12 protein-coding genes are annotated in these 12627 nt (G+C 63.8%); 7 read left to right on the forward strand and 5 right to left on the reverse strand.

Annotated elements, in window-relative coordinates; translation table 11 throughout:
• Window positions 1-29: 29 nt before the first annotated feature.
• Window positions 30-1265, forward strand: a complete 1236-nt coding sequence (locus tag IVA74_RS28495) for an ATP-binding protein (RefSeq protein WP_247349774.1) — start codon at window positions 30-32, stop codon at window positions 1263-1265.
• A gap of 81 nt (window positions 1266-1346) precedes the next feature.
• Here IVA74_RS28495 and IVA74_RS28500 read toward each other — a convergent pair whose 3' ends face one another.
• Window positions 1347-1724: a VOC family protein gene (locus IVA74_RS28500; RefSeq protein WP_247349775.1), complete on the reverse strand. Its 378-nt coding sequence runs from the start codon at window positions 1722-1724 to the stop codon at window positions 1347-1349.
• Window positions 1725-1803: 79 nt separating this feature from the next.
• Window positions 1804-2583 (reverse strand): SDR family oxidoreductase, encoded by a 780-nt coding sequence (locus IVA74_RS28505; protein WP_247349776.1) that lies wholly within the window; start codon window positions 2581-2583, stop codon window positions 1804-1806.
• A 163-nt stretch (window positions 2584-2746) separates the two neighbouring features.
• On the opposite strand from IVA74_RS28505, the gene IVA74_RS28510 reads away from it, so the two are divergent.
• Genes IVA74_RS28510 through IVA74_RS28520 form a run of 3 tightly spaced genes read left to right on the forward strand, consistent with a single transcriptional unit; the run spans window position 2747 to window position 4901 of the window.
• Window positions 2747-3535, forward strand: coding sequence for an enoyl-CoA hydratase/isomerase (locus IVA74_RS28510; protein WP_247349777.1), 789 nt, complete (start codon window positions 2747-2749; stop codon window positions 3533-3535).
• Window positions 3532-4518 (forward strand): phosphotransferase family protein, encoded by a 987-nt coding sequence (locus tag IVA74_RS28515; RefSeq protein ID WP_247349780.1) that lies wholly within the window; start codon window positions 3532-3534, stop codon window positions 4516-4518. The genes IVA74_RS28510 and IVA74_RS28515 overlap by 4 nt, the downstream gene beginning before the upstream one ends.
• A 2-nt stretch (window positions 4519-4520) precedes the next feature.
• A complete protein-coding gene (locus tag IVA74_RS28520; protein ID WP_247349781.1) occupies window positions 4521-4901 on the forward strand; it encodes a DUF6285 domain-containing protein in 381 nt (126 codons plus the stop codon).
• Window positions 4902-5016: 115 nt separating this feature from the next.
• Here the strand turns inward: IVA74_RS28520 and IVA74_RS28525 are convergent, their stop codons facing one another.
• Window positions 5017-5796, reverse strand: a complete 780-nt coding sequence (locus tag IVA74_RS28525; RefSeq protein ID WP_247349783.1) for an enoyl-CoA hydratase-related protein — start codon at window positions 5794-5796, stop codon at window positions 5017-5019.
• Between the two features lie 209 nt (window positions 5797-6005).
• On the opposite strand from IVA74_RS28525, the gene IVA74_RS28530 reads away from it, so the two are divergent.
• On the forward strand, window positions 6006-7280 hold the full coding sequence (locus IVA74_RS28530; protein ID WP_247349785.1) for an acyl-CoA dehydrogenase family protein: 1275 nt from the start codon (window positions 6006-6008) through the stop codon (window positions 7278-7280).
• A gap of 60 nt (window positions 7281-7340) precedes the next feature.
• Here the strand turns inward: IVA74_RS28530 and IVA74_RS28535 are convergent, their stop codons facing one another.
• Window positions 7341-8921, reverse strand: coding sequence for a fatty acid--CoA ligase (locus tag IVA74_RS28535; RefSeq protein WP_247349787.1), 1581 nt, complete (start codon window positions 8919-8921; stop codon window positions 7341-7343).
• Window positions 8922-9154: 233 nt separating this feature from the next.
• Window positions 9155-10027: an SDR family oxidoreductase gene (locus tag IVA74_RS28540; protein WP_247349789.1), complete on the reverse strand. Its 873-nt coding sequence runs from the start codon at window positions 10025-10027 to the stop codon at window positions 9155-9157.
• Window positions 10028-10142: 115 nt separating this feature from the next.
• Between IVA74_RS28540 and IVA74_RS28545 the strand changes: the two genes are divergently transcribed.
• Together IVA74_RS28545 and IVA74_RS28550 are read left to right on the forward strand one after the other, a co-directional pair.
• Window positions 10143-10952 carry a crotonase/enoyl-CoA hydratase family protein gene (locus IVA74_RS28545; RefSeq protein WP_247349790.1) on the forward strand — a complete coding sequence of 270 codons (810 nt, stop codon included), beginning with the start codon at window positions 10143-10145 and terminating at the stop codon, window positions 10950-10952.
• A gap of 126 nt (window positions 10953-11078) precedes the next feature.
• A complete protein-coding gene (locus tag IVA74_RS28550) occupies window positions 11079-12623 on the forward strand; it encodes an acyl-CoA synthetase (RefSeq protein ID WP_247349791.1) in 1545 nt (514 codons plus the stop codon).
• Window positions 12624-12627 lie beyond the last annotated feature (4 nt).

Consider the following 12627-nt stretch of genomic DNA (forward strand, 5'->3'; position numbering starts at 1 on the left):
CCTCCGGCTCGCGCTAAGGGAGAGAGTACATGAGTTCTTCCGTTATACGCGAAGTGCAGTTTCCGAAGCAGCCGGCGCTGCAGTTGATCTACGATACAGCGCCGATCGGGCTTGCATATCTTTCGCCGGACTGCCGCTATTTGCAGATCAATCAGCGCCTCACCGAGATCTGCGGTATCTCGGTCGAAGGCCACCTCGGGCACACGGTGCGGGATTGCGTGCCCGGGCTCGCATCCGCCGTCGAGGGCATCGTTCGCTCCATCATGGAAACCGGCGAGCCGGTCATCGGGATCGAGGTTTACGGCCAGCGTCCCGGCTATAATGACGAACGCTGCTGGATCACCTATTGGCATCCGCAGCGCGGACCGAACGGTAACATCGTCGGCGTCAATGTCGCGGCAGAGGAGATCACCGAACGCAAGCGCAGCGAGCGAGAGATTCGCGGCGCGCGCGACGCGGCGGAGGCGGCGCTGCAACGCCTGAAAGAGGCTCAGGATTCACTGGTCGAGGTGGAGAAGCTCGCAGCTCTCGGACGGTTGGTGGCTGGCGTGGCACACGAGATCAACAGTCCCGTCGGTACCAGCCTGACCGTCACCTCGGCGCTGGAGCGCAAGACGACAAAGTTTGCGGCGGAAGTCGCACGGGGCGGGCTGAAGCGATCGAGCCTGAATGAGTTCGTCGCGGTTGTTCAGACCGCATCACTGCATCTGGCCGACAATCTCGCCCGCGCCGCGGAATTGATCCAGGCATTCAAGCAGGTCGCTGTCGATCAAGGCTATCTAGAACGCCGCAGCTTCGATCCGGGCGAGCTGACGCGACAGGTTGCCGTGAGCCTACAGCAGGAGTTGCGGAAGAACGCTTTGGCGCTCAATGTCGAATGCCAGCCCGATCTGGCAATGAACAGTTATCCGGGTCAATTCGCACAGGTGGTGACCAACTTGATTAAGAACGCGATGGTGCACGCGTTTCCGCATGCCAAGAGCGGCAGCATCAACATCGAGATTTGCGCGTGCGGCCGGGATGATATTGAGATTGTCGTTTCTGATGATGGCTGCGGCATGAGCGCGGATCTGCGCCGGCAGGCGTTCAATCCGTTTTTCACGACGCGTCGCAGTCAAGGCTGCATCGGTCTCGGCCTGCACATCGTTCATAACATCGTCGTCAGTCGGCTGGGCGGGCGTATCAATCTCGAAAGCGAGCCAGACGAGGGGACACGAATTGGCGTGATCGTGCCGCGAGTTGCGCCCGTGCCACGCGATGGCTAGCGCGCCGGACACAGGCGAACGGAAGCGACGCCGTCCTTCGGATGGCTATCCTGGCTACGGCGACGCAGTGAGTGCCCCTGCTCACACCATCCGATGCATCGCGCAGATCTTGTTGCCGTCGAGGTCGCGCAAATACGCAATATAGAGGTTGACGCCCGGGCCTTGTCGGACGCCGGGTGGATCTTCGCAAGGGATGCCGCCAGCGGCGATACCGGCGGCATGCCAGGCGTCGACCTGTTCCGGCGAATGGCAGGCGAAGCCGATGGTGCCGCCATTCGCGCACGTCGCCGCCTCGCCGTTGATCGGCTTCGTGACCGAGAACACGCCGGTCTTGGTGATGTAGAAGATGCGATGGCCGTCAACCCTGGCCGGCCGCACCTCGAGCGTGCTCAGCAAATCGTCGTAGAATGCCTTGGCCTTGTCGAGGTCGTTGGTGCCGATCATCACGTGGGAAAACATTTGCCCTGTCCCCTTATTGCGCTTACGAAATCAGACATCGTAGGTTGGCAAAGCGCAGCGTGCCCACCACGACAAAAACTCAAAACGCTGTATAGCCGCCGTCGATCACGAACGTATCCGCGGTGTGATAGGACGAGGCCTTGCTCATCAGATAGACCGCGATGCCGCCGAAATCGCTGGCCTCGCCGAAGCGCCGCACCGGAATGCGCGGCATCACGTTGGCGACGAATTTTTCGTTGGCCATGATGCCGGCGGTCATGTCGCTCTTGATCCAGCCGGGCAGGATTGCATTCGCGGTGACGCCGTGGCGTGCCAGCTCGACGCCGAGCGCGCGCACCAGCGCGTTGATCGCGGCCTTGGTCGCCGCGTAATGCTCGTTACGCGCGGTGCCGAAGATCGAGGCCAGGCTCGAGGTCGCGACCAGCCGGCCAAAGGGATCGCCGGCCTCGGCGCGCTGGGTCATGTGTCTTGCGGCAGCCTGGAACGCGTGGAAGACGCCGTCGAGATTGGTCGCAAACATCGTGCGCCATTCCTCCTCGGTGCGCTCGATGAAGGAGCGCCGGCCGCCGCCGCCGATGCCGGCATTGGCGAAGCAGCCGTCGACCCGGCCGAAAATGTCGAGCGTGGCCTTCATCGCGGCATTGACCGAGGCCGGGTCAGTGACGTCGCAGACCCGCGCGTCGACCTTGCCGGGCAGATCCGCAAGGCTCGCGGCAGCGCTTCTGTTCTTGTCAGGATTACGGCCCCAGATCGAGACGTTGCAGCCCTGGCCGGCGAGCGCCTGTGCGATGCCGAGTCCGATACCGCCATTGCCGCCGGTGATCACGGCCACGCGGCCCGAGAGGTCGAAAAGGTCCATGGCGCGTTTCCTGTTTTTGGCATGAGCGCATCAGCCGCTGCGCGCAAGATTGCTGGCTATGCTCTGATCACCATGGACAAGACCGCGCCAAAAATCAAATATGCGCCCCGGCAAGCAATTCCGGTCTGCGAAATTGACACAGGCCGCAACGTACGAGGAAACCATGCAGTTCAAACACGTCACGCTCGATCTCGATGGTTCGGTCGCGATCCTCAAGCTCGACCATCAGGAGGTGATGAACGCGGTCTCCGTGGACATGCTGGGCGGTCTCGCAGATGCGCTCGACGTGATCGAGGAGAAGAAGGACGAGGTGCGTTGCGTCGTGCTGACCGGCGCGGGCCGCGCATTCTGCACCGGCGCGAATCTCCAGGGCCGCAACAACCAGTCGAAGAAGACCAAGGCCGGCCTGACGCTGGAGACCGGCTTCCACCCGTTCCTGCGCCGCATCCGCAATCTGCATTGTCCTGTTGTCACCGCGGTCAATGGTCCGGCGGCCGGCGCCGGCATGAGCTTCGCGCTGCTCGGCGACATGATCCTGTGCGCGCGCTCGTCCTATTTCCTGCAAGCCTTCCGCCGTATCGGCCTCGTGCCGGATTGCGGCTCGACCTGGCTGCTGCCGCGGCTGATCGGCAAGGCCCGCTCGATCGAATTGTCGCTGATGGGTGAACGGCTCCCGGCCGATAAGGCGCTGGAATGGGGCCTCGTCAACCGCGTCTATGATGACGGCGCGCTGATGGAGGAGGCGATGAAGCTCGCGCGCGAGCTCGCCAGCGGCCCGACGGTCGCGCTGTCGCTGATCCGCAAGCTCTACTGGGACAGCCCGGAAAATTCCTTCGAGGATCAGCTCAATCTCGAATTCCAGTGCCAGCTCCGCGCCGGCGATACGCAGGACTTCCGTGAAGGCGTCGGTGCGTTCCTGGAGAAGCGCCCGGCGCAGTTCAAAGGCAAATGATCGAGGCCGAACTCTCCCGCAGCGTTCAGCGCTGGTACCCGGGCGCGACGGGTGTCGCCGGAGTGGCAAGGCTGTCCGGCGGCGCCAGTCAGGAAACCTGGCGCTTCGATATCGTACATCCGGATGGGTCGATCGGCGCGATTCTGCGCCGCGCACCGAACGGCTATGGTGCTGCACCGACGCGTGCAGCCGGCCTCGCTGCCGAAGCAACGCTGATGCAGCTCGCATTCGAGGCCGGCGTGCCGTCGCCGCGCGTCATGCATGTGCTGGTGCCGGACGACGATCTCGGCACCGGCTTCATCATGCAGCGGGTCGAGGGCGAGACCATCGCGCGCAAGATTCTTCGCGATGATGAATTCGCCGCGGCGCGACCGCGCGTCGCGCGGCAGATCGGCGGGGTGCTGGCCGGACTCCATAAGCTGCCCCTTTCGAAGCTGCCCGAGCTGCGGCACATGAGCGCCACGAAGGAGATCGGCGAGTTCGAGCGCGACTATCGCAGCTTGAACTGGCCCAAGCCCGTGTTCGAGCTGGCGCTGCGCTGGCTGCGCGACCACGACCCCGGTCCGTCCGCCGAAGAAACGCTGGTACACGGTGATTTCCGCAACGGCAATCTCATCATCGGTGCCGACGGCGTGCGCGCGGTGCTCGACTGGGAGCTCGCCCATCTCGGCGATCCCATGGAGGATCTCGGCTGGGTCTGCGTCAACTCATGGCGTTTCGGCGAGATCGACAAGCCCGTCGGCGGGTTTGGCTCGCGCGAAGAGCTGTTCGCCGGTTATGAGGCCGCGGGGCGCAAATGCGATCCTGAGCGGGTCAAGTTCTGGGAAGTGATGGGCACGCTGCGCTGGGGCATCATGTGCGGCGGCATGATGCAGCGGTTTCGCGAAGGCCCGGACCATTCGATGGAACGCGCCATGATCGGCCGCCGCGCCTCCGAGACCGAAATCGATCTGTTGCGGCTGCTCGCGCCGCGGGGGAGTTGACCATGCAGGACGAACCGACCCCGATCGAGCTGACCAAATCGGTCGCCGATTTCCTTCGCAACGACATCGCGCCGTTGATCTCCGGCCACCCCGCCTTCAAGCTGCGGGTCGCCGTCAACATCCTCGATCTCGTGACACGGCAGCTGACGCAGGGGGAGGGGAGCGATGCTGCGGAGGTCGAGCGGTTGCGCGCGCTGCTCGGCGCGGACGGCACGGTGACGGAGCTCAACCGCGCGCTAGCCGACCGTATCGCGAAAAGCGAGGTGGATCTCGCAACACCGGGGTTGGCAGAACACCTCTGGCAGACGACGATGGACAAGCTTGCGGTCGACCAGCCGAATTATGCATCCTATAAGCGGGAGCTGTCGCGAGGCGGCGGTTAGGTGCGATTCATCCTTCGTCATTGCGAGGAGCCCTTGCGACGAAGCAATCCAGACTGCCACGGCGGTGAGATTCTGGATTGCTTCGCTGCGCTCGCAATGACGGGGAGGGGACCGTCTACTTCCCCACCCATTTCGGCGGCCGCTTCTCCGCAAACGCCTTCGGGCCCTCGATGTAGTCCTGTGACGCCGCCATCGCCTTCACCGCCGGGTACTCCCGCTGCTCCTCGATCGCCTGCTCCAGCGACACGCCAAGGCCCTTCTGGATGGTCTGCTTCGACGCGCGGATCGACATCGGCGAATTCTTGGTGATCATCTCGGCCCAGCGCAGCGCGGCCGTCAGCGCCTCGCCCTGCGGCACCACCTCGTTGACGAAGCCGAGCTCGAGGCCTTCCTTGGCGCTGACATGGCGCGCGGTGAGGATCATGCCCATGGCGCGCTTCAAGCCGATCTGCCGCGGCAGCCGGTGCAGGCCGCCGGCGAGGGCGGCAAGGCCGACGCGTGGCTCGGGCAGGGCGAAGGTCGCATTCTCGGAGGCGATGATGAGATCGCAGGCGAGCGCGATCTCGAAACCACCGCCCATGGCGACACCGTTGACGGCGGCGACGATCGGCTTGTCGCAGTCGAAGCGCGCGGTGAGGCCGGCAAACCCGCCCTTGTCCCAGCCGCGCTTGCCACCTGCCGCCTGCCACTTCAGGTCGTTGCCGGCGCAGAATGCCTTGTCGCCGGCGCCGGTGACGATCGCGACCCACTGCTCGGCATCGGCGCAGAAATGGTCGAACACCGTTTGGAGCTCGAAATGCGCATCGGTGTGAAGCGCGTTGTAGACCTCGGGCCGCGACAGCGTGACGATCGTGATCGGTCCCTTGCGTTCCACTTTGGAAAATTTCAGCTCCATGGTCGCTCCCGCATTTTCTGTGACAGAGAATTTCGCGCAGTGTAGCGCGCGGCGGCGCGTCAACACCATCGAATTGCGCAAGCGCGCCTTGCGCCTCTCACACGCCTCGGCTTGCTTGACTTGAGCACACTCTTCTCACCTTAATCGCGGGAAGAAAATCGCGCATAGCGCCTTAACGCAAAACGAAAAAAATCATCCGGGAGAGAACCGTGGATTTCTCATTGCCTGCCGATCTCGTCGCCTATCTCGGAGAGCTTGACCAATTCATCGAACGCGAGATCAAGCCGCTGGAGGCGGCCGACGACAACATCCGCTTCTTCGATCATCGCCGCGAATGGGCGCGCACCGATTTCGAAAATGGCGGCCTGCCGCGCCACGAATGGGAAGCGCTGCTGCGCAAGGCCAAGGATCTCGCGGACGCCGCCGGCCATCTGCGTTTTCCGGTGCCGAAGCAATATGGCGGCAAGGATGGCTCCAACCTCTGGATGGCCGTGATCCGCGAGCACTTTGCCGCGAAGGGGCTCGGCCTGCACAACGACCTCCAGAACGAGCATTCCATCGTCGGCAATTTTCCTGTCGCCACCATGCTCGACCGCTACGGCCGCGACGACCAGAAGGCGATGATCGACGGCTCGATCAAGGGCAAGTACCGCATCACCTTCGGGCTGACCGAGCCAAATCATGGCTCCGACGCCACCCACATGGAAACGCGCGCGGTGCCTGCGACCCGCGACAACGTCAAGGGCTGGATCATCAACGGCGAGAAGATGTGGACCACCGGCATGCATGTCGCCACGCACTGCGCGCTGTTCGTGCGCACTAGCGGTAATGACGGCGATGCGCGCGGCATCACCTGCTTCCTGGTGCCGGCCAAGAGCCACGGCGTGAAGATCGAAGAGTACATGTGGACGTTCAACATGCCGACCGATCATCCCCGCGTCAGCTTCACCGACGTGTTCGTGCCCGAGGACGCGCTGTTCGGCGAGGTCGGTCGCGGCCTGTCGCTGGCGCAGTGTTTCGTGCACCAGAACCGAATCCGCCAGGCCGCGAGTTCGCTCGGAGCCGCCGTCTATTGCATCAACGAGAGCGTGAAATATGCGCGCGAGCGAAAACCGTTCGGCAAGGCGCTGGCCGAAAATCAGGCGATCCAGTTCCCGCTGGTCGAGCTGGCGACCCAGGCCGAGATGCTGCGCCTGTTGATCCGCAAGACCGCCTGGGAGATGGACAAGCTCACCGAGGAGCAGATCGAGCGCACGCTCTCCGACCGCGTCTCGATGTGCAACTACTGGGCAAACCGCCTCGCTTGCGAATCCGCCGACCGCGCCATGCAGGTCCACGGCGGCATGGGCTATTCACGCCACAAGCCGTTCGAGCACATCTACCGCCACCACCGCCGCTACCGCATCACCGAGGGCAGCGAGGAAATCCAGATCCGGAAGGTGGCCGGATTCCTGTTCGGGTATATGGGGCCGGGAAAGCACTGATCGTCATTGCGAGCGGAGCGAAGCAATCCAGCTTCCTCGCTTCGCTCCTCGCACCGCCGATCAATTCACCCGCCGGTCCTTCCCCGCCCAATACGGCTCGCGCAATTGCCGCCGCAAGATCTTGCCGCTTGGATTTCGCGGCACCGCCGGCAAAAACTCGACGCTCTTCGGCGTCTTGAACCCGGCGATGCGCTCGCGGGTGAAGTTGATGATGTCGATTTCGGTCGCCTGCTTGCCCGGCTTCATCACCACGACGGCCTTCACCGCTTCGCCCCATTTGTCGTCGGGTATGCCGATCACGGCAGCTTCTGCGACATCGGGATGATCGCACAGCGCGCTCTCGACCTCGGCGGGATAGATGTTTTCGCCGCCGGAGATGATCATGTCCTTGATGCGGTCGTGGATGTAGAGATAGCCGTCTTCGTCCATGTAGCCGGCGTCGCCGGTGCGCAGCCAGCCGTCGGAGCGCAAAGTCGCGGCGGTCGCTTCCGGCAAATTCCAGTAGCCGGCCATGTTGGAGCCCGAGCGCGTCGCGATCTCGCCGACTTCGCGCGGCGGCAGCGGCTTGCCTTCGACATCAAGGATCGCGATCTCGATGCCCGGCAGCGCCTTGCCGGCCGAGCGCATCCGCTCCAGTCCCTCGACGTGGTCTTCAGGCGGCAGCGCGACGATGGTGCCAGTGGTCTCGGTCATACCGTACATCTGCACGAAACCGCATTTGAAGATCTCGATGCACTCCTTCAGCAGCGCCGCGGGTATCGGGGAGGCACCGTACAGCATGTATTTCAACCGCGAGAAATCGACCGTCCTGGCGCGTGGCTGCCGCACCACGAACTGCATCGCCGCCGGCACCATGAACAGTTTTGTGATGCCGGACTGTTCGAAGAAATCCAGCACTTTGGTCGGATCGAACTCGCGCGCAATCACGCCGCGGGCGCCGTGATAGAGCCCCATCACGCCCCAGCCGGAGCCGCCGATGTGGAAGATCGGCATCGCGACCAGCGACACGTCGTCGGTCGACCACCGGTTCCACTCCGGCTTGTCCTCGGCATTGCCTGTTTGCACCAGGTTGAGGAAGTTGGCATGCGACAGCATCGCGCCCTTCGGCTTGCCCGTCGTGCCGGACGTATAGAGCTGGATGGCGATATCCCTGGTATCGATCGGTACTCCGGGATCGCCGCCGCTCTGTGCATCGCGCCAGGCTGTATAATCAGGCCACTCCGGCGCGCCGCCTTCGGTGGTGATGACGGTGCGCACCCCCGGCAGCTCGTCCTTGATCTGGCTGACCTGAGCGATGAACTCCGGTCCCACGAACAGCACCGGGGCCTTGCAGTCGCTAACGATGAAGGCGACCTCGGGGCCTGCGAGCCGCCAGTTCACCGGCGCCATCACGACGCCGGCCTTCATCGCGCCCATCAGCAGCTTGAAATAGATATCGCTGTTCTTGCCGAGATAGGCGATCCGCTCGCCCTTGTTCACACCCATCGCGATCAGCGCATTGGCGACGCGATTGGTCTTGACATCGAATTCGGCAAAGCTGGTGACGCGGCCCTCGAACTCGTAGGCGGTGGCGTTGCCGCGGCTCGTCGCGCGCTCGCGCACCATGTCGGCGAGATCAGTCAATGGCTGTGTGGTGGGCATGTTTCTCCCGTGACGTCTTGTTTTTATAGCGCGGAGTGTGGCGTCATCCGCCGGCAAAGACAAGATGGCGGGAGGGCAACCGCGATTTCGTGTCCCGGACGCGGCGCAGCACGAAGTGGTGCGGCGCTGAGCCGGGACCCATTCTGATTCAGCATGCTGCGAGAGATAGGCCCCGGCTCAGCAGCGCATCACGCCGCAAGTGCGGCGCGCTGCGCTGCGTCCGGGGCACGCGATCATCCTCTCTTCGCCCGGTCCTTCTCGTTCTGTGCCTTGATCGAGTCCCGCGCATTGGTCCAGTCGTCGTCGCTCCAGTCGCGGAGCTGGTAGAAATTGCCGCCCATTGCGAGCGCCTGGGCGCCGTCCATGGCAATCGTCTCGCCTGTGATCCAGTCGCAGCCGCCGGAAATCAAAAACACTGCGAGATTCTGCAGCTCCTCCATGGTGCCGACGCGGCCCATCGGGTTCATCGCCTTGGTGCGCGCGCCGGCCTCGTCGCCGGGCTTGATGCGCTTGCTCATGCCTTCGGTCGGAATCTCGCCCGGCGCGATGGTGTTGAGGCGGATGCCGTATCTGCCCCATTCGGTGGCGAGCGACATCGTCATGGCGTGGATGGCCGACTTGCTCATCGCCGACGGCACCACGTAAGGCGAGCCGTTGCGCACCCAGGTCACGGTGATCGAGACGACGTTGCCGGGCTGCTTCAAGGCGATCCAGCGCTTGCCGACCGCATGCGTCACATAGAACGTGCCGTGCATGACGATGTTGGCGACCGCGTCGAAGCCGCGCGGCGAAAGTTCTTCGCTGCGCGAGATGAAATTGCCGGCCGCGTTGTTGATGAGATCGGTGAGGGGGCCATCGCGAAAGATGTTCTCGATCATCTCCTCGACCGCGAGCGCGTTGCGAATGTCGACGCCGTGGCTGGTGACGCGGCCGCCATACTGATCCATCAGCTCGGTCGCGGTCTCGTCGCAGACGATCTTGCGCCGGCCGCAGATGTGCACTTCGGCGCCGAGCTGAAGGAAGCGCGCTGCCATCGACTTGCCTAGCCCGGTCCCGCCGCCGGTCACGAGAATGCTCCGGCCGGCCAGAAGATTTTCCTTGAACATGGCTGTTTCCCTCGTAGGGATTGTCAGTTAATTGGTCGATTGACTAAATCCGGCCGCCGTCTTTCTGTAAAGCGGCACCGAACAAGAACAGGCAAGAACCAGGGGAGAATCATCCATGGAAGAGCGCGTCTCGATCTCGATCTCGGAAGGCGTCGCCGACGTCCGCCTGGTGCGCGCGGACAAGATGAATGCGCTGGATCAAGCCATGTTCGAGGCCCTTGTGGCCGCAACGGACCGGCTTTCAAAGGACAAGAGCGTACGCGTTGTCGTGTTATCCGGCGAGGGCCGCGCCTTCTGCGCTGGCCTTGATATGGGGCGTTTTGCCGCCATGAAGGAAAAGGGCGGCAACGGAATTCCGGGTGGCGAAAATCGCGATCTCACGGCGCGCACGTACGGCCAGGCGAACTTTGCGCAGCAGGCGGTGTGGGGCTGGCGCCAGCTTCCGGTCCCCGTGATCGCCGCGATCCAGGGCGTTGCCTTCGGCGGCGGCTTCCAGCTCGCGCTCGGTGCCGACATGCGCTTCCTCACCCCCGACGCACGGATGTCGGTGATGGAAATCAAATGGGGTCTGGTGCCCGACATGGCGGGCACGCCGATCCTGGCTTCGCTCGTGCGCGACGACATTTTGCGCGATCTCACCTACACCGGCCGCATCTTCTCCGCGCAGGAGGCGATGGCTTATGGTCTCGCCACGCGCATCTGCGACGACCCGCGCGCTGCCGCGCTCGAAGTCGCGCGCGAGATCGCCGGCAAGAGCCCCGATGCAATCCGCGCCGCAAAACGCCTGCTCAACAATCTCTCGGTCGATCCGGGCCCCGCGCTGCTCGCCGAGTCCGTCGAGCAGCAGAAGCTGATCGGCAGCGCGAACCAGACCGAAGCGGTGCGTGCCAATCTGGAGAAGCGCGCGCCGAAGTTTGCGGACTGAGGCAGACCTCATCCCGAGGAGCCGCGAAGCGGCGTCTCGAGGGATGGGCCACGGGGTCTCATGGTTCGAGACAGCGCTGCGCGCCTCCTCACCATGAGGGACAACGTCAAACATAAAGAAAAACAAATGAGCGAAACGTCAAATTTCCTCGGCATCGTCTCCGGCGACCGCCGCCGTTCCCATGCCGAGGTCGCAGGCCGCGCCGATCGGATCGCCGCCGGCCTCAGCCAGATCGGCGTCAAGCAGGGCGATTGCGTCTGCATGCTGATGCGCAACGACATTGCCTTCCTCGAGGCCGCCTATGCCGCGATGCGGCTGGGCGCCTATGGGGTGCCGATCAACTGGCACTTCAAGCCGGAGGAGATCGACTACATCCTCGCGGATACTGGCACGTCCGTGCTGATCGGGCATGCCGACATGCTGCATGCCTTGCGCGACGCCATTCCGAAAGGCGTCACCGTGCTCAGCGTGCCGACGCCGCCGGAGATTCTGGCCAACTACAAGATCGATCCCGATCATCTGAAGACGCCGGATTTCGCGATCGATTTCGAATCCTGGGTCGCGCAGCGCCAGCCCTATGACGGCCCGATCGTGCCGCAGCCCATGAACATGATCTACACTTCGGGGACGACAGGCCATCCCAAGGGCGTACGACGCAACGCGCCGACGCCGGAACAGGCGGCGGCCGGCGAGCGCATGCGCGCGATGATCTACGGGCTGAAGCCCGGCGCCCGCACGATCCTGCCGGGCCCGCTCTATCATTCCGCGCCGAACTCGTTCGGCATCCGCGCCGGCAAGCTCGGCGGCGCGCTGGTGCTGATGCCGCGCTTCGAGCCGGAAGAGTTTTTGCAGCTGATCGAGCGCTTTGAAATCGACACCATCTTCATGGTGCCGACCATGTTCATCCGCCTGATGAAGCTGCCGGAGGAGGTGCGCAAGAAATACGATGTCTCCTCGCTGCGCCACATCATCCACGCGGCCGCGCCATGCCCGGCGGACGTCAAGCGCGCCATGATCGAGTGGTGGGGGCCGGTGATCTACGAATTCTACGGCTCGACCGAATCCAGCGCCGTCACCTTCGCGACCTCCGAGGATGCGCTGAGGAAGCCCGGCACCGTCGGCAAGATTTCGCCGGGCGCCGAACTGCGCTTCATCGGCGATGACGGCCGCGTGCTGGGCGTGGGCGGGATCGGCGAGATCTACTCACGCATGGCCGGGACGGCCGACTTCACCTATCACAACAAGCCGGAGAAGCGCGCCGAGATCGATCGGGACGGCTTCATCACCTCGGGCGACGTCGGCTATATCGACGAAGAGGGCTACGTCTTCATCTGCGACCGCAAGCGCGACATGGTGATCTCGGGCGGCGTCAACATCTATCCGGCCGAGATCGAATCCGTGCTGCATGCCGTGCCCGGCGTGCATGATTGCGCGGTGTTCGGCATCCCCGATGCCGAGTTCGGCGAGGCGTTGATGGCCGTGGTCGAGCCGCAGGCGGGCATCACGCTGGACGCCAGCGACATTCGTAAGCGCCTGAAGGCGTCGCTCGCGGATTACAAAGTCCCAAAACACATCGAGATCCGCGCCGGACTGCCGCGCGAAGATTCCGGCAAGATCTTCAAGCGCCGCCTGCGCGATCCCTATTGGGAGCAGGCGGGGCGGAAGATCTAGCGGC

The sequence above is a fragment of the Bradyrhizobium sp. 132 genome, assembly GCF_023074185.1.
Classification (GTDB): Bacteria; Pseudomonadota; Alphaproteobacteria; order Rhizobiales; family Xanthobacteraceae; genus Bradyrhizobium.

Excerpts from the sequence above, each read along its gene's own strand:
- IVA74_RS28495 (WP_247349774.1), top strand. The coding sequence starts at position 30 with ATGAGTTCTTCCGTTATACGCGAAGTGCAGTTTCCGAAGCAGCCGGCG.
- IVA74_RS28500 (WP_247349775.1), bottom strand. The coding sequence starts at position 1,724 with ATGTTTTCCCACGTGATGATCGGCACCAACGACCTCGACAAGGCCAAG.
- IVA74_RS28505 (WP_247349776.1), bottom strand. The coding sequence starts at position 2,583 with ATGGACCTTTTCGACCTCTCGGGCCGCGTGGCCGTGATCACCGGCGGC.
- IVA74_RS28510 (WP_247349777.1), top strand. The coding sequence starts at position 2,747 with ATGCAGTTCAAACACGTCACGCTCGATCTCGATGGTTCGGTCGCGATC.
- IVA74_RS28515 (WP_247349780.1), top strand. The coding sequence starts at position 3,532 with ATGATCGAGGCCGAACTCTCCCGCAGCGTTCAGCGCTGGTACCCGGGC.
- IVA74_RS28520 (WP_247349781.1), top strand. The coding sequence starts at position 4,521 with ATGCAGGACGAACCGACCCCGATCGAGCTGACCAAATCGGTCGCCGAT.
- IVA74_RS28525 (WP_247349783.1), bottom strand. The coding sequence starts at position 5,796 with ATGGAGCTGAAATTTTCCAAAGTGGAACGCAAGGGACCGATCACGATC.
- IVA74_RS28535 (WP_247349787.1), bottom strand. The coding sequence starts at position 8,921 with ATGCCCACCACACAGCCATTGACTGATCTCGCCGACATGGTGCGCGAG.
- IVA74_RS28540 (WP_247349789.1), bottom strand. The coding sequence starts at position 10,027 with ATGTTCAAGGAAAATCTTCTGGCCGGCCGGAGCATTCTCGTGACCGGC.
- IVA74_RS28545 (WP_247349790.1), top strand. The coding sequence starts at position 10,143 with ATGGAAGAGCGCGTCTCGATCTCGATCTCGGAAGGCGTCGCCGACGTC.
- IVA74_RS28550 (WP_247349791.1), top strand. The coding sequence starts at position 11,079 with ATGAGCGAAACGTCAAATTTCCTCGGCATCGTCTCCGGCGACCGCCGC.